This window comes from Bradyrhizobium sp. Pha-3 (assembly GCF_042258325.1).
GTDB lineage: Bacteria > Pseudomonadota > Alphaproteobacteria > Rhizobiales > Xanthobacteraceae > Bradyrhizobium > Bradyrhizobium elkanii.
In genome coordinates this window covers 83,185-104,724 of record NZ_CP170151.1, presented here as the reverse complement: position 1 = coordinate 104,724, position 21,540 = coordinate 83,185, and the positions used below count along the sequence as shown (strand labels likewise).

The 21,540-nt window shown below is 65.2% G+C and carries 17 protein-coding genes and 2 tRNA genes; 4 read left to right on the top strand and 15 right to left on the bottom strand.

Annotated elements, in window-relative coordinates:
* From folD to ACE10X_RS00490, 3 genes are read right to left on the bottom strand one after another with little or no spacing between them, the layout of a single operon-like run.
* Positions 1-885 (bottom strand): bifunctional methylenetetrahydrofolate dehydrogenase/methenyltetrahydrofolate cyclohydrolase FolD, encoded by an 885-nt coding sequence (gene folD, locus ACE10X_RS00500; RefSeq protein WP_038387700.1) that lies wholly within the window; start codon positions 883-885, stop codon positions 1-3.
* 1 nt (position 886) lies between these two features.
* Complete coding sequence (locus ACE10X_RS00495; protein ID WP_080583546.1) at positions 887-1,222, bottom strand: DUF167 domain-containing protein; 336 nt, start codon at positions 1,220-1,222, stop codon at positions 887-889.
* Positions 1,223-1,255: 33 nt separating this feature from the next.
* On the bottom strand, positions 1,256-1,546 hold the full coding sequence (locus tag ACE10X_RS00490) for a YggT family protein (protein WP_016847252.1): 291 nt from the start codon (positions 1,544-1,546) through the stop codon (positions 1,256-1,258).
* Positions 1,547-1,836: 290 nt separating this feature from the next.
* Between ACE10X_RS00490 and ACE10X_RS00485 the strand changes: the two genes are divergently transcribed.
* Positions 1,837-1,912: transfer RNA gene (locus ACE10X_RS00485), tRNA-Ala, on the top strand.
* Positions 1,913-2,068: 156 nt separating this feature from the next.
* Here ACE10X_RS00485 and ACE10X_RS00480 read toward each other — a convergent pair.
* The 7 genes from ACE10X_RS00480 to ACE10X_RS00450 form a co-directional block, all read right to left on the bottom strand.
* Positions 2,069-2,878 (bottom strand): enoyl-CoA hydratase, encoded by an 810-nt coding sequence (locus ACE10X_RS00480; RefSeq protein WP_038387698.1) that lies wholly within the window; start codon positions 2,876-2,878, stop codon positions 2,069-2,071.
* Between the two features lie 113 nt (positions 2,879-2,991).
* Complete coding sequence (locus ACE10X_RS00475) at positions 2,992-3,801, bottom strand: glutamine amidotransferase (RefSeq protein WP_038387697.1); 810 nt, start codon at positions 3,799-3,801, stop codon at positions 2,992-2,994.
* 147 nt (positions 3,802-3,948) lie between these two features.
* On the bottom strand, positions 3,949-4,728 hold the full coding sequence (locus ACE10X_RS00470; RefSeq protein WP_038387696.1) for an SDR family oxidoreductase: 780 nt from the start codon (positions 4,726-4,728) through the stop codon (positions 3,949-3,951).
* A 226-nt stretch (positions 4,729-4,954) separates the two neighbouring features.
* Positions 4,955-5,458, bottom strand: a complete 504-nt coding sequence (locus ACE10X_RS00465) for a TerB family tellurite resistance protein (protein WP_038387695.1) — start codon at positions 5,456-5,458, stop codon at positions 4,955-4,957.
* Positions 5,459-5,632: 174 nt separating this feature from the next.
* Entirely contained in the window at positions 5,633-7,042 is a 1,410-nt protein-coding gene (locus tag ACE10X_RS00460) for an adenylate/guanylate cyclase domain-containing protein (protein WP_016847257.1), read from the bottom strand.
* Positions 7,043-7,083: 41 nt separating this feature from the next.
* A complete protein-coding gene (locus ACE10X_RS00455) occupies positions 7,084-8,469 on the bottom strand; it encodes a cytochrome P450 (RefSeq protein WP_038387704.1) in 1,386 nt (461 codons plus the stop codon).
* Between the two features lie 83 nt (positions 8,470-8,552).
* Positions 8,553-9,914: a hydrolase gene (locus ACE10X_RS00450; RefSeq protein WP_038387694.1), complete on the bottom strand. Its 1,362-nt coding sequence runs from the start codon at positions 9,912-9,914 to the stop codon at positions 8,553-8,555.
* A 198-nt stretch (positions 9,915-10,112) separates the two neighbouring features.
* On the opposite strand from ACE10X_RS00450, the gene ACE10X_RS00445 reads away from it, so the two are divergent.
* Complete coding sequence (locus tag ACE10X_RS00445) at positions 10,113-11,792, top strand: MFS transporter (RefSeq protein WP_304557404.1); 1,680 nt, start codon at positions 10,113-10,115, stop codon at positions 11,790-11,792.
* Positions 11,793-11,876: 84 nt separating this feature from the next.
* On the opposite strand, the gene ACE10X_RS00440 is transcribed toward ACE10X_RS00445, so the two are convergent.
* Positions 11,877-12,092: a cysteine rich repeat-containing protein gene (locus tag ACE10X_RS00440; RefSeq protein ID WP_016842076.1), complete on the bottom strand. Its 216-nt coding sequence runs from the start codon at positions 12,090-12,092 to the stop codon at positions 11,877-11,879.
* Positions 12,093-12,405: 313 nt separating this feature from the next.
* Here ACE10X_RS00440 and ACE10X_RS00435 point away from each other — a divergent pair, with 313 nt between their 5' ends.
* Entirely contained in the window at positions 12,406-13,464 is a 1,059-nt protein-coding gene (locus tag ACE10X_RS00435; protein ID WP_038387691.1) for a polysaccharide deacetylase family protein, read from the top strand.
* Between the two features lie 555 nt (positions 13,465-14,019).
* Positions 14,020-15,087, top strand: a complete 1,068-nt coding sequence (locus tag ACE10X_RS00430; RefSeq protein ID WP_202948941.1) for a hypothetical protein — start codon at positions 14,020-14,022, stop codon at positions 15,085-15,087.
* Here the strand turns inward: ACE10X_RS00430 and ACE10X_RS00425 are convergent.
* The 4 genes from ACE10X_RS00425 to ACE10X_RS00410 form a co-directional block, all read right to left on the bottom strand.
* Positions 15,084-17,711: a glycosyltransferase gene (locus tag ACE10X_RS00425; RefSeq protein WP_375763917.1), complete on the bottom strand. Its 2,628-nt coding sequence runs from the start codon at positions 17,709-17,711 to the stop codon at positions 15,084-15,086. The two genes, ACE10X_RS00430 and ACE10X_RS00425, sit on opposite strands and share 4 nt — an antisense overlap.
* A gap of 490 nt (positions 17,712-18,201) precedes the next feature.
* Positions 18,202-18,277 (bottom strand) — tRNA-Thr (locus ACE10X_RS00420).
* A gap of 103 nt (positions 18,278-18,380) precedes the next feature.
* Positions 18,381-20,147 (bottom strand): heme biosynthesis protein HemY, encoded by a 1,767-nt coding sequence (locus tag ACE10X_RS00415; RefSeq protein WP_375763916.1) that lies wholly within the window; start codon positions 20,145-20,147, stop codon positions 18,381-18,383.
* 20 nt (positions 20,148-20,167) lie between these two features.
* Positions 20,168-21,427: a COG4223 family protein gene (locus tag ACE10X_RS00410; RefSeq protein ID WP_304557403.1), complete on the bottom strand. Its 1,260-nt coding sequence runs from the start codon at positions 21,425-21,427 to the stop codon at positions 20,168-20,170.
* Positions 21,428-21,540 lie beyond the last annotated feature (113 nt).

The window sequence follows — 21,540 nt, the reverse complement described above, 5'->3', positions numbered from 1 at the left end:
TCACACCGCCGGCGCCGGCAGGCCGGCAATCGCGCAGGCGGCGCGCAGCGTGTTGACCAGGAGGCACGCCACCGTCATCTGCCCGACGCCGCCGGGCACCGGCGTGATTGCGCCGGCGACATTGAGCGCTTCCTGGAACGCGACATCGCCGACCAGCTTCGGTTTGCCGCCGGGCACCGGGATGCGGTTGATGCCGACATCGATCACGGTCGCGCCCGGCTTCAGCCAGTCGCCCCGCACCATCTCGGGCCGGCCGACCGCGGCATAGACCAGATCGGCCTGGGCGCAGAGCTTCGGCAGATCGCGCGAGCGCGAATGCGCGATCGTCACCGTCGCGTTCTCGTTCAGCAGCAATTGCACCAGCGGACGGCCGACCAGATTGGAACGGCCGATCACGATCGCGTTCATGCCCTCGAGCGAGGCGTGCACGCTCTTGGTCAGGATGATGCAGCCGAGCGGCGTGCAGGGCGACAGCGCGGCCAGGCCCCCGGCGAGCCGGCCGGCATTGTTGGGGTGCAGGCCATCGACGTCCTTGGCCGGGTCGATCGCATTGATGATGGTCTCGGTGTGCAGCGATTTCGGCAGCGGCAGCTGCACCAGGATGCCATGCACCATGGGATCGCGGTTGAGCCGCGCGATCAGCGCCAGGAGATCGGCCTGCGACACATCCTCCGGCAGCTTGTGCTCGAACGAGGCCATGCCGGCGGCCTGGGTCTGGGTGTGCTTGCTGCGGACATAGACCTCGCTCGCGGGATCATGGCCGACCAGCACCACGGCGAGCCCCGGCGTGAGCGCATGGTCGCGCTTGACGCGGGCGACCTCGTCGGCAACGCGGGCGCGAAGCTCGGCGGCGATGGCTTTTCCGTCGATGATGCGGGCAGTCATGTCAGTCCCTTGTCTGCTGGTTCGGCTTGGCCGCCGTCAGCTTCCTCAATGTATCGCCGAGCCCTTTCGGATCGCCGTCCACCGCGACCTGCTTGAGCCGCGAGGTGGCGCCGGACAACAGCCTCACCCTGGCCTTCGGCACGCCGAGCGCCTTGGCCAGCAGCTCAGTCACCGCACGGTTGGCCTCGCCACCCTCGGCGATGGCGCGCACCCGCACCTTCACCACCGATCGGCCATTGGCCAGCGTTTCGATCCCGTCGATGTCGTCGCGGCCGCCGCGCGGCGTCACGCGCAACGCGATGCTGATGCCCTCGGTGGAATAGCGCCAAGGATCCATCAAGGCTCCCTCGCCAAGGCCCCGTCGAAAGGGTCAGATCACATTGGGATAGATGTAATAGGCGATCACACGCTGGATGAACATGATGATCAAAATCACGATGATCGGCGAGATATCGAGCCCGCCCAGATTCGGCATCACGTTGCGGATCGGCCGCAGCACCGGCTCGGTGATCCGGTAGAGGAACTCGGCCACCGCGGAAACGAACTGGTTGCGCGTGTTGACCACATTGAAGGCGACCAGCCAGGACAGGATGGCGGAAGCGATCAGCAGCCAGACATAGAGGTCGAGGATGATGATGACGATGTCGAGAACAGCGCGCATATGAGGGGGGCTCGCGGGTAAGACTGAAGCGCAACGAGACCGGACTGAGCCGCCATCGCGCTTCTTGTTTGAGCAGGATCGTTTCGGAAAACCGCTATGCGCTGGGCGCTGGCGCGGTCCGCCGGGTCGGGATCACGCCCTAGATATCGGTTCATCCCCCCGCAAACAAGGGAAGTTCCCGGCGGGACGGGCCGAAAACCGCGCTTTCACCGTTCTTGACTTGACCTTGGGCGGGACTGTAAATGGCGCCCGACTGACGGCCGGGACACTCAGCAACACCCGGCCGCGATGGGGCCATAGCTCAGCTGGGAGAGCGCGTCGTTCGCAATGACGAGGTCGGCGGTTCGATCCCGCCTGGCTCCACCAGCCTTCGCTCGCTTCGCGAGCTACGGCTTGGCAGCCCCCAAAGTCCATCGTAGCGAAGCAAGCGAAGGCTGACGCGGCGTAGCCCGAAGGGCGGAGCCGGGCCGAGGCGATCTGCCCGGAGGGCGAAGACGGACTTTTGTCCCAATCCCCTCCCCCTCACGTCCCCGTAAACCGCGGCGGCCGCTTCTTCACAAAGCTCGCGACGCCTTCCCTGAAATCATTGCCCTTCAGCGCGATCTGCATCTCGCGATTGGCATCGATGGTGGCTTCGGCGAGCGTCTGGAACGGCACGTCGTAGACCTGGCGCTTGATCACCGCGATCGCGCTCGGGGAGACGAAATCGGCGAGGTCGCGGGCGTAGGCATAGGTCTCCTCGCGCAGCTTTTCCGGCGAGGAAAGCCGGTTGACGAGGCCGATGCGCAGCGCCTCCTCGGCCGACACCCGCCGCGCCGACATCAACAGATCGAGCGCGTTGGCGTGGCCGACGATACGCGGCAGCATCCAGCTGATGCCGTGTTCGGCGATCAGGCCGCGCCGCGCGAAGGCGGTGGTGAACACCGCGGTGTCGGCGGCGAAGCGCAAATCGCAATACAGCGCGTGGACCAGGCCGATGCCGGCGGTGGCGCCGTTGAGCATCGCGATCACGGGCTTCCTGATCGCCGGGTAGTAGGCGTAGCGCGTCTGCCAGTCGGCGCGGCGGTTCATGTCGAACGGGATGTTCTCGCCGCGCCTGACCTCGTTGGGATCGATTCCCTTCAGCGCGTCCATGTCGGCGCCGGCGCAGAAGCCGCGGCCCGCGCCGGTCAGCACGATGACGCGAACGTTGTCGTCGTTGGCCGCCGCTTCCATCGCGTGGCGCACGTCGCGCTCCATGATCGCGGTCCACGCATTCATGCGATCGGGGCGATTGAGCGTGATGGTCGCGATCCTGTCGCTGACCTCATAGAGGATGTGCTCGTAGCTCACGGCGATCTCCCTGTGCCTTGTTGTTATTGATACGCGCGGCGATACCTACGCGCGGCAGTCAAGAGTAGCACATCCACCAGAATGAAAAGCCGGCGTGAAATTCCGCGTGGCGGCTATTCCGCGGCCTGCAGCAGCTGCCGTTGCGGCACGCGCGCGATCCAGCCGTCGATGAAATGCTTCAGCCACGCGCGTTCGGCGGCATCGTGCACGGCACGCTCGGCGAAGTGCAGATGGCCCGGTTGTGCGCCCGGCGAATCCATCCGTGCGCAACCGCGCGTGGTCCAGCGATGCATCATCGCGTAGGTCACGTCGGGATGGAATTGCAGGCCGAAGGCGTTGCCGAACCGGAACGCCTGCACCGGGAAATCATCGCCCGCCGCGAGCAGGTCGGCACCGGCGGGCAATTGAAATCCCTCGCCGTGCCAGTGATAGACCCGCGCCGGCCAGTCCGGGCAGAGCGCGTGGCCCGCTTCGGTCGGCCTGACCGGATAATAACCGACCTCGACACGGCCTTGCGGATGCGGCGCGACTTTGGCGCCGAGCTGCCGCGCCAGCATCTGTGCGCCGAGGCAGATGCCCAGGAACGGGCGCTGCTCGCGCAGCGGAACGGCGATCCAGTCGATCTCGCGCCGCACGTAGTCGTCGCCGTCGTTGGCGCTCATCGGACCGCCGAAGATCACCGCGCCGGCATGCGCGTCGAGCGTTGCGGGCAGCGCGTCGCCGAAGCGCGGGCGGCGGATGTCGAGGCGGTAGCCCAGCGCGCGCAGGGCATTGCCGATCCGGCCGGGAGTCGATGTCTCCTGATGCAGCACGATCAGCACCGGCCGCAGCGGGGTCTGGTCCGAGACCTCAGCCGTGACCGCGGTCGGCCTTCGGCTGGCGAAGGGCACCACGACACGGCTCTGGTCTGACCGGAACGACATTGCCTCTGCTTAAAGTTTCGGCACGTAAGGCGCGATCATAGCTAAGTGGTCGTTAACATCGTGTGAGTTTGCGCACACCCAGGCGAAGCAAATCGCGGGCCAGAAAGCAGCCTTGACGGCGACGCGTGGGACGTTTTTCAGGGGCAGCTAGCGCTTGCGGAGCTGAAATCCGCCGACCGCCGTCAGGATGAAGGAGCGCGGAAACAGCCGGAGCAGGAACGGCACCAGCTTGATGAAGGCGCCGGGCAGGACTGCTCGCTTGTTGGCCATCAACCCGCGATAGGCCTGGCGGGCCACCTCTTTCGGCGTAACGTTGAGGATGGCGGAATCGAATCCGGGAGCAAACCCGGCGCGATCCTGAAACTCCGACGGTACCGGGCCCGGGCAACACACGGTGACACGCACGCCCTGCGGCGCCAGCTCACAGCGCAACGCCTCGGAAAACGACAGCACATAGGCCTTGCTGGCGTAGTACACGGCCATGCCGGGGCCCGGCAGAAATCCGGCGATCGAGCCGAGATTGAGGATGCCGCCGCGGTTGCGGATCAGCTGGTCGGCAAAGCGCAGCGTCAGATCGGTCAGCGCGCGGATATTGACATTGATGATGTTGAGCTGCTCGGCACGGTCGCGCTCGATGGCGCGGCCGAACAGGCCGAAGCCGGCATTATTGACGAGAAATTCGACCTCGACCCCGGCGTCGGTCAGGGCCTGCGCGATCCGGTCGCCCGCATCGGTGTGCTGGAGATCACAGGGGATCACAATCGGTGCTGCGCCGCCCTTGGCCCCGAGCTCGTCGGCGAGCGCTTTCAGGCGGTCGGCGCGCCGCGCCACCAGCGCCACACGGTGACCATTCGATGCAAATACGCGCGCCAGTTCGGTGCCTATGCCCGCCGATGCCCCGGTTATCAGCGTCACACGCTCGGTCACGTTTCAAACTCTTACTGCAAATTCTAGTGAGGTCCCCAACAAGGCGACGAGAGCATAGGGATGCGGTGGGACGCAAGCCGTGTGTAAGCTTGTGGACAGCGGCGAGGCACTGGTTTTGTGATGAAACGCCAGATTTTCAGCCGGATCGCCCACAATCGCGGCGGACATTAAAATTTCGTCATCCGTGATACCGGTGACGATGCGTCCGCCGGCGCGGGCAATCGCGTCAGATTGCGGCGTCCGCCGTGCCCCAGGGGCCCTTTGGCAGCGCCGCCTGCCTCTCGGCGATCCGATGCTTGAGATCGATGCGGTCGCGCGAGGAAATGCCGAGCAGATCGGCGGCGCGCCAGACCACATTGTCCTCGAACTCGCTGACCTGACCGTCGGCATAGACCAGCTCCCACATCATCTCGACAATGCGCAGCCGTCCCTCCTCGTTCACCGAGCGCATGATCACACTGGTAAAGTGATAGAGATCGACGGCCTCGCCCTCGACGCGCATGGCAGAGGCGATCAGCTTGTCGGCCGCGCCGCGATCGAGCTGGAAACGGCTCTCGATCAGGCCGTGCAGCTTGCGCGTCTCCGCAGGCGTCGGCTCGCCGTCCAGCGAGACGACATGCACCAGCAGCGCCGTCGCCGCCAGGCGATAGTCGCCGTCATCGAAGGTGCGGTCAGCCTGGGCGTCGGGGGAAACGATATCGGCAATGAATTGGCGAAGTCCGTCGAGCATCGTTCTCTCTGTGGAATGAAGCCTGCCTGATTTGAGCGTGATCTATCCGGCTATAAAGTTTTCCAGACCACGCTCCGTCGAAATCTATATGGCGTGGAAACAGAACCGGTGCAATCCGCGCAGGTTCCCGCTGCGACATTACGTTTCGGCAAGCATTACGTTTCAGCAATATGACTACGGTATCTCGTACACCACGAGTTTGTCGGCAATGCCGCGCAGTGCCGCTTCCTTCTGGATCGGCTTGATCGCGGCGCGATCGAGAATGCCCGCGACCTCCGCCGATTCCATCACCGGCTGGGTCAAGTGGATTTCCTGCGAGGTCGACAGGCTCTGCACCCTGGCTGCGATATTCACGGTCTGGCCGAAATAATCCTGCCGCTCGTTCAGCGTCACCGCGAGGCACGGCCCCTCATGGATGCCGATCTTGACGATCAGATCCTCCTTGCCGCGCTCGGTGTTGAGCTGCTTCATCGCCGCCCGCATGCGCAGGCCCGCCGACAATGCATGCTCGGGCCGGATGAAGGTCGCCATCACGGCATCGCCGATCGTCTTCACGACGGCGCCGTGCTCGGAAGCGATGATCTCGAGCAGCGCGTGGAAATGCGCGCGCACCAGATCGAATGCAGCGAGATCGCCGACCCGTTCATAGAGCGCGGTCGAGCCTTTGAGATCGGTGAACAGGAAGGTGAGCGCGGTGATCTTCAGCCGCTGGTCGACCGTGAGATTGTCGGCCTTGAACACATCACGGAAGGTCTGGTTCGAGAGCATCCGCTTCGCGGTGAGGATCGGCTTGCGCTTGCCGAGCAGCTCATGCAGCGCATCGGCTGCGACCCACACCGCGGGCAGCACGCGGGTGTCGGTCTGGTTGTCCAGCGACAGCCGGAGCGGCCCCGGCCGCAGCACCGTGGTGCCGGTCGGCGCCTGCAGCTTGTTGAACACGATCGAGAACTGCTGGCGCTCGGTGGTCGGCTCGCCCTGCACGTCGAAGAAATGCGCCGAGTGCGTCACCGGCTCGAACACGATCAGGAACTGCTTCGGCAATTGCAGCGACAGCAGCGCCTTCTCGCCGGCCGGCAACTCCAGCGATTCCAGCGTGACCTCCTTGAGCAGGCGCTCCAGCGAGTCTTCGTTGAGCTCGATGCCCGAGCTCCAGAACATCTGGCGGACATATTCCCAGATCGGCAGCGTATTCGGATCATGCGCGCCGATGCGGCGCACGCGCGGGCTGACAGTGAACGCGACCTCGACCAGATCGTCGACGGACGCTTCGTATCCGGCCGCGCACAGCGCGCAATTGTAGTCGTCATGGCGCAACGACTTCAGCGTCGAATGCGCATCGAGCACGCCGCCACAGCCCGGGCACAGCACATTCCAGCTCATGTCGAACAGGCCGAGCCGCGACGCATGCAGGAAGCCGGAGATCACCTTCTCCTGGTCGAGCCCGGTCCGGTTCGAGAAATCCAGCAGATTGATGCGATTGAGATCCCGATCATGACCGTCCGCGATCAGCTGCTGCATGGCATCGACGACGGCCGGATCGGTCGTCTGCCTGAGGACTGCGAAATGGGCCTGCGTATCGCTCATGGTGAGCCCCTAGATGAGCATTGGGACACCGCCGCGCAAGGTCAGCGCGGCTTCATCGTAAACACCGGCGAGCGGTTCGGCTGTGTCGTCACCACGCCGATCGGCAGCACCGGATCCTTGTCCGCCAGCGCGACGCGGAATGCGCCGACAATCTTCGCAAGCGCGAGCGTCGCCTCGACCAGCGCAAAATGCGCACCGATGCAGACTCGCGCGCCGACCCCGAACGGCAGATAGGCGAACCGATCGGGCGGCGTTCCCGTCATGAAACGCGCCGGCACGAACGCGTTCGGATCGCGCCACAGCTTCTCATGCCGGTGCAACAGCCACGGCGCGATCAGGATTACGTCACCCTTCCTGACCGGACGGCCCGCGATGGTATCGGGACCGCCTGCCGCACGCGCGATCAGGAACGCCGGCGGATAAAGCCGCATGGTTTCGTCGATCACCGCGCGGGTGAATTTCAGCCGCTCGATGTCGAGCGCGCCAGACGTCGCCGCGCTCCCGACTTCTGCTGCCAGTTGCTCCTGGGTCAGGGGATCGAGCGCCAGCAGATAGAGCGCCCAGAACAGCGCGGTCGCAGTCGTCTCGTGGCCGGCGAGGATCATGGTGGCGACCTGGTCGCCGAGTTGAGCATCGGTAAAGGCCTCGCCGGTTTCAGGATCGCGTGCGGCGCCCATCAGGTCGAACAGGTCGCGCGCCGGCGCGTTGTCATCCTTGCCGGCCGCACGTCGCTCGGCCATCAGCATGCCGACGAACGCGGTCCAGCGCTTGCGGAAGCGGGCGCGCCGGAAATCCTGCGGCGTCGGCCAGTTCAACGGCAGCACCAAATCCAGCATGTGCGGGCGCGCCAGCGTGTTGCCATACTCCATCACGAAGTCGCGCAGCGCGGCGCCGTGGCGATCCATGCCGAACGAGAACATGGTGCGGCCGGCGATCTCGAGCGTCATGCGCTGCATCGCCTCGCGCAGATCGACCGGGCCGCCACTCGCGGACTTCAGCTTGGCGACGGTCTCGTCGACCGCCGCAATCATGTAAGGCACCAGCGTCGTCACCGCGCGCGGCGTGAACGCCGGCGCCAGCGTGCGGCGCTGATGCTTCCACGCACGCCCTTCGGCGATCAACAGCCCCTCGCCCAGCATCGGACGCAGCACGCGAAGGCCGGCCGGCGTGCGGGTGTAGTTCTCGTAATTGTCGACCAGCACATGGCGGATCGCATCGGGCGTGTTGAGGATGAAGCTCGAGCGGCCGAGAAAACGGCCCTGGACAATGTCGTCTTCATAGGCGCGCCGGCCCCAGGTCTCGATCGGCGAGTTGCGCATCACCCGCATGCGCGCGAACGCGCCCATGTCGTCCGGCGCGCGCGGCGGCGCCGGCGGGACCAGGGGACGCCGCGTGACCGTGATATCGTAGACTTCGGCTATGCTCATGGTCCTCGCTTCCTGCCTCACGCGACGGCCGATCCGGCCATGCGATCCCGGCGCCAAGAAGGCGCGCGGACCCTCCACCAGACCTAATAAGTCAGCTCGGCGACCGCAATCCGATTCTCCGACGCCGGCCAGGCCCGCATCATAATGCGTTCCCCGTTGAAGATCGCGGCGACCGGACGGCCGACATCGTGCGCGGCGAGCCGCAGCGTCGTCACCGAATCCGTCGGCACGCCGGGCTTTACATCGGCCGGCTCCTTGCCGTCGAACAGCACGATATCGCGCGGCAGGCCGAAATAGCCGCGCGGCCGCGACATCAGCACGACCGCGCCCGCGCCGGCATCGGCCGGCCCCAGCGGCCGCGCCGCGCGCAGATGCACAATCTCGGACGAGCGTGGAAACGGCGAGCGATAGATGTGCGTCGTCGCCGTACCAGCTGACGTCAGCACGAATTCGAGCGTCCAGGACGGATCGACCTGCGCCGGACCCCAGCGGCCGTCGGCGCCGGTCTGCGAGCTGTGCAGCGGGCCGCCGATGCGCTCGCCGGTCTCCGCCGCGACATGATAGATGTCGACCGTGGCGCCCGGCACCGGCCGGTTGGTCGGCACGCCGCCCGGCGTACCCGTGACGAGGCCGCTCAGCCTCACCGCCGTCTCCGGTACGATCCCGATCCGCGACGGCTCGTGCCGTGCGATGAATTTGTAGATCTCGCGAAAGGCGCGCGGATGAAAGGCGGTCTCGCGATGATCGAGCGCGCCGAGCACCAGATTGGTCGCGCCTTTCAGCGCCGGGCCTTCCGTCGTGACGTTGGTCGGCGCGCCCGGCTTGCCGACGAAGCGGCCGTCGGCTTGCGCATATTTGTCGAGGCCGTCGCTGCGCAGCGTCAGGAATGCGGTGCCAACAGTGACTTCGCTGTCGCCATCGTTCAGTCCGCGCAGGAACGGACCACGCCCGTTGAACTCGTTGCCGAGCCCGTCGTCCCACGCATACACACCGTGATTGGGCGTGCCGCACAACACCGCGTGGCTGATGTCGCCGCCGCCACCATTCTTGATGGTGTTGCGGATCGCATTGCCGCCGCGCGAACTGCCGACCAGCGCGACCCGCGGCGCGCCGGTTTTCTGCTTCAGCTCCCTGATCGCCTCGGCGAGCTCGCGGCGCTGGTCCTCGGTCGAGGAGCGGCTCGCCTGCTCGACCTTGTCGTCACTGCGCGCCAGCGGATCGGTGAAATTGATCGCCGCCATGCGTTCGCGCGGCACCCCGTTGGATTCCATCCGCCAGAACGTCGTCATCCAGAGCGGGGCGTGATCGCCATTGCCATGCACGAACAGGATCGGCGGGATGTCGCCGGCCGGCGCCGGTTGCGCCAAAGCCGGGGCACCGAGCCGGCCCGCCAGCAGGGACAGCGCGCCGGCCCCTTGCAAAATTCTCCGCCGCGACAGCGCCATTGGTCCCCTTCCCCAGGCCTTCCCTTGATCTTCCCTTGGCCTTCCTCAGCTCTTTCAGTGCTTTAGCTGTGTCCTATCCCCGCCAAGGATACCGTAATCGCTGGACAGGACACGCGTTTCGCGGGCATCAGTTGGTGCAGCCGGAATCATTCAACAAGCCATTTTCAACAAGCCATAGCAGGCCAACCGGAACCGGATATGACCGAACCGCGTGATCGCTCCGACAGTATCACTGCACCGTTGCGGCATTCAATCTTCCGGCGAATCTGGCTCGCCAGCCTGCTCTCCAATCTCGGTATCCTGATCCAGGGCGTCGGCGCGGCCTGGGCGATGACGCAGATGACCTCGGAGGCCGACAAGGTTGCGCTGGTGCAGACCGCCTTGATGCTGCCGGTGATGCTGATCTCGATGCCGGCCGGGGCCATCGCCGACATGCACGACCGCCGCATCGTCGCGCTGGTGTCGCTGGCGATTGCGCTGACCGGCGCCACCATCCTGACCGTGCTGGCCTGGCTCAATCTGGTGACGCCGAACATCCTGCTCGCGCTGTGCTTCGTCGTCGGCAGCGGCATGGCGCTGTTCGGCCCGGCCTGGCAATCCTCCGTTAGCGAGCAGGTGCCGCCGGAGACACTGCCCGCCGCGGTCGCGCTCAACGGCATCAGCTACAACATCGCGCGCAGCTTCGGTCCGGCGATCGGCGGCATCGTGGTGGCGTCCGCGGGCGCCGTGGCCGCCTTCGCCGCCAATGCCGTGCTGTATCTGCCGCTGCTCGTCGTGCTGTTCCTGTGGAATCGCGTCAGCGAGCCGTCGCGGCTGCCGCGCGAGCGGCTGAACCGCGCCATCGTTTCCGGCGTGCGCTACATCACCAATTCGCCGTCGATCAAGATCGTGCTGACCCGCACCATGGTGACCGGGATCATCGGCGGCTCGGTCTCGGCGCTGATGCCGCTGGTGGCGCGCGACCTCCTGCATGGCGGCGCACAGACCTACGGCATCATGCTCGGCGCGTTCGGCATGGGCGCGGTGATCGGCGCGCTCAATATCAGCGAGATCCGCAGCCGGCTCAGCGGCGAAGCCGCCATACGCGTCTGTGCGTTGACGATGGGCGCGGCGATCGCCGCGGTTGCCGTGAGCAAGCAGCCGGTGATCACCGCCGCCGCGCTGGTGGTTGCCGGAGCGGTGTGGATGCTGGCGATCGCGCTGTTCAATATCGGCGTGCAGCTCTCCGCGCCGCGCTGGGTCGCGGGCCGTTCGCTTGCCGCCTTCCAGGCCGCGATCGCCGGCGGCATCGCGATCGGCAGCTGGTGCTGGGGCCGCATCACGGACGCGGGCGGCGTCGAGATGGCGCTGCTGATCTCCGCCGGTCTGATGCTGCTGTCGCCGCTGCTCGGCATCTGGCTCAGGATGCCGCCGATCGGCGCGCGCAACGAAGACGCGACGGATGCGCTGGCCGATCCCGAGGTGCGGCTGCAACTGAGCGGGCGCAGCGGGCCGCTGGTGGTCGAGATCGAATACCGGGTGGCGCAGGACAATGCCCGTGCCTTCCACAATGTGATGCAGGACGTGCAGCTCAGCCGCCAGCGCAACGGCGCCTATGGCTGGTCGATCGCGCGCGACATCGCCGATCCCGAGTTGTGGACCGAGCGCTATCATTGCCCGACCTGGCTCGATTTCCTGCGCCAGCGCAACCGCGCCACGCAGATCGAGCGCGAACTGCATCAGAAGGCGGCCGACTTCCACATCGGCGCCGAGCCGATCCGCGTGCGCCGGATGCTGGAGCGTCCGTTCGGATCGGTGCGCTGGAAGGACGAGACCCCCGACCGCGCGGCCAAGGAGGTGATCCCGGTGGTCGCGACCGCAGCGGGGAGCAGTACGTAGACGCTGGTATCATTCCCCGATGCGCGGTTGCGCATCTGAGGTTCGATGCTTTCGCGTCGCCCCGGGAATGACGATGGCCAGAAATCACTGCCCGTGATCGGCGAGCGTCTGCTGGCAGGCCTTGCTGAGGCGGCTGCGATGCTCCTTCAGACACGCCAGCACGACCTGATCGCCCTCGCTGAGATGGGCGCGGCAGAACCGCGAGGCATCGCGCGAGCAGGCATCGCGCCCCTGCTGCTGCGCCGAGGCGGCCGACGTCAACAAAACCAGCGGAACGACGGCAAACAGAAATCGGGTCATCTCTCAAAGCCTCTCAAGCGTTTTCGCGCGAGGTGGTGCCGGTTGGCGTGAAGAAAACGCGTCAAATAAGGAATCCGGAGCCCCGTTCCGATTTCATCGGAGCGGAAACGGCTCCAGGGAATGCGACGCCGGTTCTATAGCGTTTCCTTTCCGCGAAGAAGCTTGAAACCGACTGTGACGGTCATCACGCATGGGTAAGGCCCGCTTTTTCTTGTCCTTCCGGCGCCTTGTTGGGATCGCGTTAAGACCTTGTTGGCATTAATCGCTCGTTACGGCTGTGGCGTATCCTTAAGTTCCGAGAGAGTGTGTAGCGATGCGTAGTGCGTTGGGCCTGATGCTGGCCAGTGTTGTAGCGGCGGTCGTGATCGCCGGCGTGTGGTTCTGGACCTCCTCGCCGCGTGCCGACGCGGCTCCTCCGCAAACCACGGCTGCGGCCAAGGCCAATCCGCTGCCTGCGACGGCAAAACAGGCCGCCAGGGACGATGTCGAGACGACCGCGGCGCTGTCGAAGCGCGCCGATGCCACTCAGGCCGCGGCACCGGCCGCCACCCCTGCTCCGGCGCCGGTGCCGGCCCCCGTCGCGGCCGCGCCCAAATGCGCCAACCCCGATGCGCTCGGCATCAGCCGCACCGTCGTGGTCGACACCAATGGCGGCCCGGGCTTCGGTTTCCTGCAGTACAAGCAGTATGACTTCCTGACCGACAAGGAGGTCGTGCTGACCTTCGACGACGGTCCGTGGCCGACCACGCCGGCCGTGCTCAAGGCGCTGGCTGACGAATGCACCAAGGCGGTGTTCTTCCCGATCGGCCTGCACACCACCTATCACCCGGACATCCTGCGCCAGGTTGCCGCCGCCGGCCACACCATCGGCGCTCACACCTGGTCGCACGCGCATCTGGCGGGCAAGAAGATCACCGAGCAGCAGGCCAAGGACGAGATCGAGAAGGGTTTTAGCGCGGTAAAGCTGGCGCTGGGTGCCAACCCGGCCCCGTTCTTCCGCTTCCCGGCGCTGGCGCACACCCCGGCGACAACAGCCTATCTCGGCACCCGCAACATCGCGATGTTCTCGGTCGACGTCGACTCCAACGACTTCAAGTCCAGGAGCGCGGACGAGGTGATCAACAACGTGATGACCAAGCTCGACAAGGAGCACAAGGGCATCATCCTGATGCACGACCTGCAGAAGCACACCGCGCAGGCGCTGCCGACGCTGCTGCGCCGGCTGAAGGCGGGCGGCTACAAGGTGGTCTGGATGAAGGCCAAGACCCAGCTCGAGACGCTGCCCGAATATGACGCGATGATGGCGAAGACCGAGAAGCCGATCGCAACGGGCCGGCCGATCGGCAACGTCGTGCAGACGGTCGCCGAGTAACGCCAGCGAACGCACTCTCAACGCAAAGCGCCCTTGGATCGGATCCAGGGGCGCTTTCGTTTTCTGGTCGCAGCCACCTTGTGCTGGTCCGACACGGCCGGACGACGTTGAACGCCTGTGCGCCTTCGAGAGTGACACCATCGCGTCCGGTGGCTGCGGCTCCACCAAAATATCGAAAACAACCCCATGCAAAGGAGCTGGCGGATGCCGGCGCTCGACAAGGCAACTTGACCCGTCGGACAAATCAGCGCTGCCCGCTCGACATATTTCGGCGCCTCCGGCGGCTTCGGTAGCGGCTCGACGGCGGGCGCTGTCAGCACAGCAGCTGCCAACGGGTTGGCGTGGTCCAGTCGGATTGTTGGAACCTGGTCCTATCAGTGGGCCCGTATCGCTGTAGTTTTTGCACCTTGAGACATGGTCTCGGCGCTACGCCGCTTGCCCGTGCACGCCGGCATCTACAGCACAAGCTCGTATGCTGTGCCTCCGACGATGAACCGGGAATAGATTCGTCGGTCTGGGCCTCTCTTTCACGATGCCCGAACCCTGGAGAGCTCAGTGAGTGCATTCGAACAAGGTCGCGTACGGTCGGGCGACGATGGCTTGGCGAATACGGCCGCCGAAAGGCTCCGTTGGCTGATCCCGGCGGCCGGCGCAATGGCTTATCCGTTCCTGCTCGATGCATTTCATCTCGTGGTCTCTCCCGCTGCCGGTCCGGTGTCGTTTGGGCGACTGGTCCTGGCGGCGCTTTGCCTGTTGGCCGCGACCGCCGCGCCCTTGCTGGGTCTTGCCTGCGCGTACCGGATGACCAAGGCCGAGCCTTCGTCGTTCGAGCTGCGCGCCCGGCGGCTCGCCTATCTCAGCATCGCTGCGCCGCCCTTGTTCGTGCTGACCGGCGTCGGTCTCGGCTTGCTGCACATCCCCGTCAGCGACGAGCTTGTCTGGGTCGCGGGCTGGTTGGCCGCGTGCCTGCATGTGCTGCTCGGCGGTGAGCAGGAGCGTCCGGCAGGATCAGCCGCGATTGCTCCATCCATCGCCAAATGGCGCGTGGCGCACGGCGTCGCCGCAGCGGTCATCCTGCTCTACGTCGCGTTTCACCTCACCAATCATCTGCTGGGCCTACTCGGACCCGAGGTTCATGCCGCCGTGATGAAGATGGGGCGCACAGTCTATCGATCGTCCCTCGTCGAACCGATCCTCGTCGGCCTGATGCTGTTCCAGGTCACCGTCGGGGTGCGGCTCGCCTGGCGCTGGAGCTCGGCGCCGGCGGATGCCTACCGCGTGTTTCAGATCAGCTCCGGCATTTATCTCGCGGCATTCATCCTCACCCATCTGAATTCCGCATTGGTCTCGGCGCGGGCCGTGCACCACATCGACACCAATTGGGCCTGGGCGTCGGGTGCACCGACCGGACTGATCCACGATGCCTGGAGCATTCGCCTGGTGCCGCATTACGCGCTCGGCGTGTTCTTCGTGCTCGCCCATCTGACATCGGGATTGCGCGGCATCCTGATCGCCCATGGCGTCGCCACCACGCTCGCCAACCGGATCTGGGCAACCGGCCTCGCAGCCGGCGCGCTGGTCGCGATCGCGATCATGAGCGGATTGTGCGGCGCGCGGATCTAGGCGGCGCAAATCGTCTGATAGGCCGCCAATTGAAGCGCGACGACGCGTTGCGCGGAATGACATTTCTCGAACCACAGACGCGCGGCATCGCCGCGGCGATTATCGTCCAGCGGATCGGAAAGAACCTCAAGAATCCGGGCCGTGCACGTCTCGACACTGTCGGCGGCCAGGCAAGGCGGCGCCGCTCCGAAGAACTCAGCCGATTGGGTTTCATCGAGATTCGTTATGACGCGACGTCCGAGCGCCATTGCCTCAAAGGTAACTCCGCCGATCGCCGGGATCCTGAACTGATCGACGACGACGTCACTCGCGCAGTAAAGCTGTCGCAATTCCGCCTTGTTCAACGACGGTATCCACGAAACCATATCTTTGATTCCAAGTTCCAGAATCAGGTCCTTGCTTCGGTGAACATCAACGCCCCACTCGACCAGGATAATGCGAAAATCGCGATCCGTTTGCGCAACCTGCGCGGCCGCCCTCAAGAAGAGATCATTGCCCTTCTGCATTGAGGCGGGTGCAGCGTGCCAGTGATGGCGCGTGGGGCTAAAGAATGTGGTGACCCTAGAGTCCCGCTTCGGAAGCTTGAGTCCTGCCCGGAAGGTCGAAATCTTTTCATCGTCGAAGGCATGCGGAAGGTAAACGGTCCGCTCCCTCTCCAATTTCAGCCGCTGCACAGACGGCAGCACGTCCGAATTGGTCACGAACGAGAAAGCCGCATTCTTGTACGACGCCGAACAAAGAATGCCATTGTAGCTCTTCTCGAAAGGCACCTCTCGCAACGTGCCATGTTCGTAACACGTGTAATTTTTGAATCCGTTGATGAACGGAATGAACCCGTCGATCGAATATCCCTGAATGATGTCATATTGCTCCAATACGTCAGCGAATTCATTGGCAATGGTGGATGCGAAAGCTTCGACAGAGACGAGGGCTTCTGCCGGATAATCCGTAAACTGTTGCAACACGTCACCAAGAAGTGCCGCACGCTGCGAGGCGTTTCGATCCTCTCCCTTGCCGTACTTTTCGAAATACCGAAACTCCGGGCGATCGACGATCTCCGGGCGGGTTACCATGGGAATGACTGATGAACCGACGTCAGCGGCCACGCTTTTGTCTGCGGCCGGCGTCACGACGTCAGCAGTTGGGATCGTGAAGACGTTGTTTTCGCTTGCAACCGGCGCCGCGACGTCGGGATCCGGTATCGTGAAGGCATCAGCGGGAAACTCGAAGCCAAAGGACGGCAAGCCGCGGCTACGCCTCTGACTTCGCCAAATTGCGACCGCTAGGCTCGACCAGGCAACAACTCCGGTTTCCGCTTCACGCCGCAAATGCACAAACACATATTTCGTCAGTAAGGAGCGATAGATCGATGTGAAGCGATTTGGGCCTTTGGGATTTGGTGACGACGTATCGCGAATCTTTCTATTCTCATTGCTATCGCTTGCAGTTGGCGTCGCGGCGTCGGGATTTGAGATCGTGAAGACATCAGCAGGAAACTCGAAGCCGAAACGCGGCAAACCGCGACTGCGCCTCTGACTTCGCCAAATTGCGACCGCTAGGCTCGACCAGGCGACAACTCCGGTTTCCGCTTCACGCCGCAAATGCACAAACACATATTTCGTCAGCAAGGAGCGATAGATCGATGTGAGACGGCTACGTCCTTCGGGATTTGGTGACCGCGAACCGCGTGACGTCACATACCCATGGCTTTGGCTTGCAGCCGGCGTCGCGGCGTCGGGATTTGAGATCGTGAAGACATCAGCAGGAAACTCGAAGCCGAAGCGCGGCAAGCCGCGGCTGCGTCTCTGACCTCGCCAAATGGCGACCACCAAACTCGGCCCGGCGACAACGCCGGTTTCCGCCTCACGCCGCAAATGAACAAATACGTACTTCGTCAGGAGGGAGCGATAAGTTGATACGAGGCGGCCTGGTCCTTCGGGATTTGGATATTCGTCCGCGAGAGCTCGGCCCTGCTCAATCTGCGGATCTGGCGCGGCCGCCTTCGATGAGGCCGGCGAAATGCGGGAGAGTGCAGACTCAGGCTCTATGGCCGCCTCTGGCAGGACGATGGCCGGCTGATCGAGAGGCTGCGGGATTCTGGATGCCTGACTTGACTGGAAGTCCTGAAAATCGCGCGCAATTGAAATCGCGTCTGCCAGATGCTCCGGCATCGGTGGACGGACCCGGCTCTCTGCGGCAGCGATGCCATCAAGCATCTCCCAATATCGTGCCTGCAGCAGGGTCCAAAAGAATGCTGCGGCCCCGCTGTCGCCAGCGTTCTTCGCACGAAGGTACGAGAGGCAATCGAGAACGGGGCCCTGCACAAACCAATCCGGTCGCCGCCAACCACCCAACTCGGTGGCCCACCAATCCGGGAACATGTTGTCGACGTTGCCGTCGAAGCTTGCGGCCTCCCATTCCGGGCAACCCATGACGTGATAGTAGTTATAGCAAATGACGTCCGCTTCGATTCCGAAGCGCCGCTGAATCAAGGCATTGTTGTAGGCGTTGTTCGCGATATTGCCGATATGAAGGACGCGCAGCGGGCGGTTATGGGCGCGTTGGAACTCCCTCAGGAAGGCAAGCTGTAGTTGAAATTCGCTATCGCGATCCTTCGGTCCCAACGTGATTCCCCGGCAATCATATTTCAGGCACTAAGTCTTCCGCACGAAAACGCACAATCAACGAACATCGATTCCGCGACGGTCATTCTGCTCTATGTCGCGTCTCATCTCACCAATCATTTAGTCGGCTTGCACGCTAGAGTTCGGTTCGTGTGGCGCTCGAGTCACTACCGGCGGATACGTGACGCGTGTTCCGGATCGGCATGCGCGTCGACCTCGCCACGCTCATCGCGACCCATCTGAATACCGCGCCGTCTCGGCGCGGGTGTGCACCACATCGATACTACCGGGGTTGAGCGGCGTTATCTTCGTGTTTTCGCGTCTCCCGCCGGGGTTGTGCGGCGTCCTGATCCATCCCTGGCCACATTTGCCAACAGGGTACGGACAACCGGGCTCGCAGCACCGGACTGGTCGCGATTGCGATCACGAGCAGATTATGCGGCGCGAGCAAAGCTCACCTGCGCATCGAGGCGGGAAATGGTGTGAAAAATGGTGCCGCAAGAGGGACTCGAACCCCCGACCCCGTCATTACGAATGACGTGCTCTACCAACTGAGCTATTGCGGCGAACGGCAACGGCCGGATCACGCGGCCACCTGATATCGGGCATGACCCCGATTGGCAAGGAAAACGCGGTTATCGAACCACACGGCGGTTATCTAACCGCGAATTAGCTTCCCAAACGTGACAGAAATCCGCGCCAACCGCCCACTTGGGCCTTGGGCGGGCCGATTTGTTCCGCAAATTCGTCCACCGGGCCGTCCTCGTCGACCCCGGGGTCGTCGGGAGCCCGGACGATCGGGATTACGGCCGGAATGGGCGCAGGCGCCGCCTTGGGCAGGTCGGCCCGGGGCCGGAACAGGGGGGCAGGCACCGGGGGCGCCGATTCGGCGGCCGGCGCGGGAACTGGTTCCGGCGCGGCGGGCTCGGCCGGGGCCGGGGCGGGCTCGCCCTCGATGGCCGCCGGCAGCGGGGCGTTGTCCTGCACCATCGGCGCGGCCGGCTCCAAGGGCTTGATCTCGACCGGCTTGATCTCGACCGGCTCAGCCGGCTTGGCGTCCGCCGGCTCGGCGGCCAGTTCCTTTGGCGGCTCGACCCGGCGCGGCGCCAGCATCGCCTCCTCGAACGGCGACGGCTCGATGGCATGGCCCTTGCCGGACGGCAGCGCCGCCACCGGCGTCTGCCATTGGAAGGCGTCGAGCCGGCCGGTGACCGGCGAGACCGGGCGCCAGCGGTCCGAGACATAGCCGTCGGCGGTCCAGACCGGATCGTGCAGCGCGCGCACCGCGCGCAGGGTCCAGGCCCGCGCCCGGCCGCTGTCGCCATGCTCGGTGCGCTCGATCTCGGCCATCAACAGCGCGACGCGTTGCGTCGGCGCCGCGACAAACGGCTCCAGCGCCGCGCGCGCCTTGGCGAACTCGGCGGCGTCGATCGCGGCGCGCGCGATCGCCAGCGAGCCCTCGATATGGCCAGGTGTTTTCGCCGCCAGCGTCTCGACCCGCACCAGGCGTTGCCGCGCGGAATCGCCGAGCCGCACATGCGAATAGGCGTCGGCGAGTTCGGGATGCGGCTGCGCCAGCCACGCGGTCTCGACGATGCGCATCGCGCGGCGCACCTGATGCGCCTCGCTCTCGAACTTCGCAGCGAGCACAGCGGCCGGAATCAGCGTCGGCGCCAGCTTGACCGCCTCCATCGCGCTCGAGCGCGACAAGTCGCGATCGACGGTCTCGAACTCCAGCGCGCGTGCCGTCAGCAGCACGCCGCGCTGCCGCCGATAGGTCGCCTTGTTGATCAGCCCGGCGCTCTGGTTGTTGTCGATGATCGACAGCGCGCCGGCCCAATCGCCCTTGGCGCAGCAGAAGCCGAGCACCGCATGCGAGGCCCATGACGACGACGGCGACATTTTCAGCGCTTCCTCGGCGATCATCACGGCCGCAACCGGATCGTCGGCGCGCTGCGCCTCGATGAACAAACCGCGCAATCCAAGCAGCCGCGTGTCCGCGCGCTCGGCCATGGCGCGGAAGGCGCGCTGCGCGCCGTCGCGATCGCCGTCGAGCTGCGCCGATTGCGCGTGCAGCAGCAGCGCCAGCGGATCGTTTGCGGCGTGGCGCCGCGCCACTTCGGCATGCGCGCGGGCGCCTGCGGAATCGCCATGCCCGATCGCGAGCAGGCCTTGCGTGATGGCGTGGCGGCCGCGGGCGTGGCGCCGCTCGCGCCGACCGCGGCGGATGTGCCCGGGAATCTTCCAGAGCCCGCGCAGGATCACGCCGGCGACCATCGCGACGACGACGACGAGGCCGAGCAGGTACATCGGTTGCTTGGACGTCAGCCGCAAGCCGCCCCAATTCAGCACGAGATCGCCGGGCTGATCGGCCATCCAGGCCGCACCCGCTGCAGCGAGCGCGATCAGCAGCAGGAACAGAATGATCCGGATCATCAAAGACCTATTGCAAAGACTTACTGGTTGACCGTGGCGAGCGCCGCCATGGCGTTGTCGGCAAATTTACGCGACGCGTCGAGCGCGGCGCGGCGCGCGTCCACCTTGGCGAGCCAGGCTTGCGCCGCCGTGCGATCCGCCGGCGGCAGCGACTTCAATTCACGCTCGGTCAATGCGAGGTCATTATGCAGGGCGGCCGATGTCACGCGCGCGACGATGCTGCCGCGATCGGTCCCCGTGCCGTCGGTCCGCTCGATCTGGATCAGCGTGGAGGCACCGGCCTTCAGACGATCGACCAGCCCGGCGCTGGCCGCCGCAGCCTCAGGCGGAGGCGGCGCAAGTTTCGGCACGATCTCGATCAGCTCGCGGCACAGCGCGTTCGGGTTCGGCACGCCTGACCTCGCAAACGTCTCGAGCGGCTTCAGCACCTCGGCATCATCCGACAGCGCCTTCGCGGCCTCGAGCGCGGAGGCATAGGGATCGCCGTGACGCACCGCGACGTCGAGCAGCGATGCCGCGACGACGCGGCGCAGCGGCACATCGTCGGCCTTCGCCTCGGCCTTGGTGTCGGCGATCTTGCCGTCCTGCCTGGCGATCGCGGAGCCCTGCGCCTTCACTGCGTTCTCGACCTTGTCGATACGCGCCGTGATGCCGGAGATATCAGGCACAGCCGCGCCATCGCGCGGCGCGGCTTTCGCGTCATTGACGGCCGCGGCAAGCTTGTCGGATTGCGCCCGCGTCGCGGCGAGCTCGGTGCGCAGTGCGGCGATCGATTTGTCGAGCGCCTCCAGCCGCGCCGTCGCCGCGGGATCGGCGGCCGGCGCGACCGGCCTGCCGGCTTTCGATTCCAGCGCACTCAGGCGCGTGCCGAGTTGGTCGATGGCGGCATTGGGTTGCGGCGCCGGGACCGGCTGCACGACGGGCCAGCCGAGCAGCCAGCCAACCCCGATCACCAGCGCCGCGGCGACCGCACCCGACACCGGCGCCACCACCCAGGGCGACACTGGCCGCGCCGGTTCGGCGTCCTGCGCCGCAGAGGCGGTCTCGGGCTGCGGCTCCGCCTGCGGTGCGGCGTCGCCTTGGGGCTCGGCCCCAGGGGTCGCCGCGTCCGCAGACGCCTTGCCGGCATCCTGGTCAGCCTCCTTGGCGGCTTCCTCGGCCCCCTCCGTTTTCGACGGTTCGCTGGAGATTTCGGTCGCCTGAAGATCGATGGTCGGCGGCGCGCGCTTGGGCCGGGAATCCGGCGAAGATCCTGGGTCGTCTGGCCTTTCTTCAGCCATCGCGGGGGTCCTCAAAACTGCTGGCCGCATACTCTACCAGAATCGGCCCAGGTTCTTAGAGCACGATCCGAATAACCGAGCATTGCCTAACATCATGGTCAAACGAAAGAATT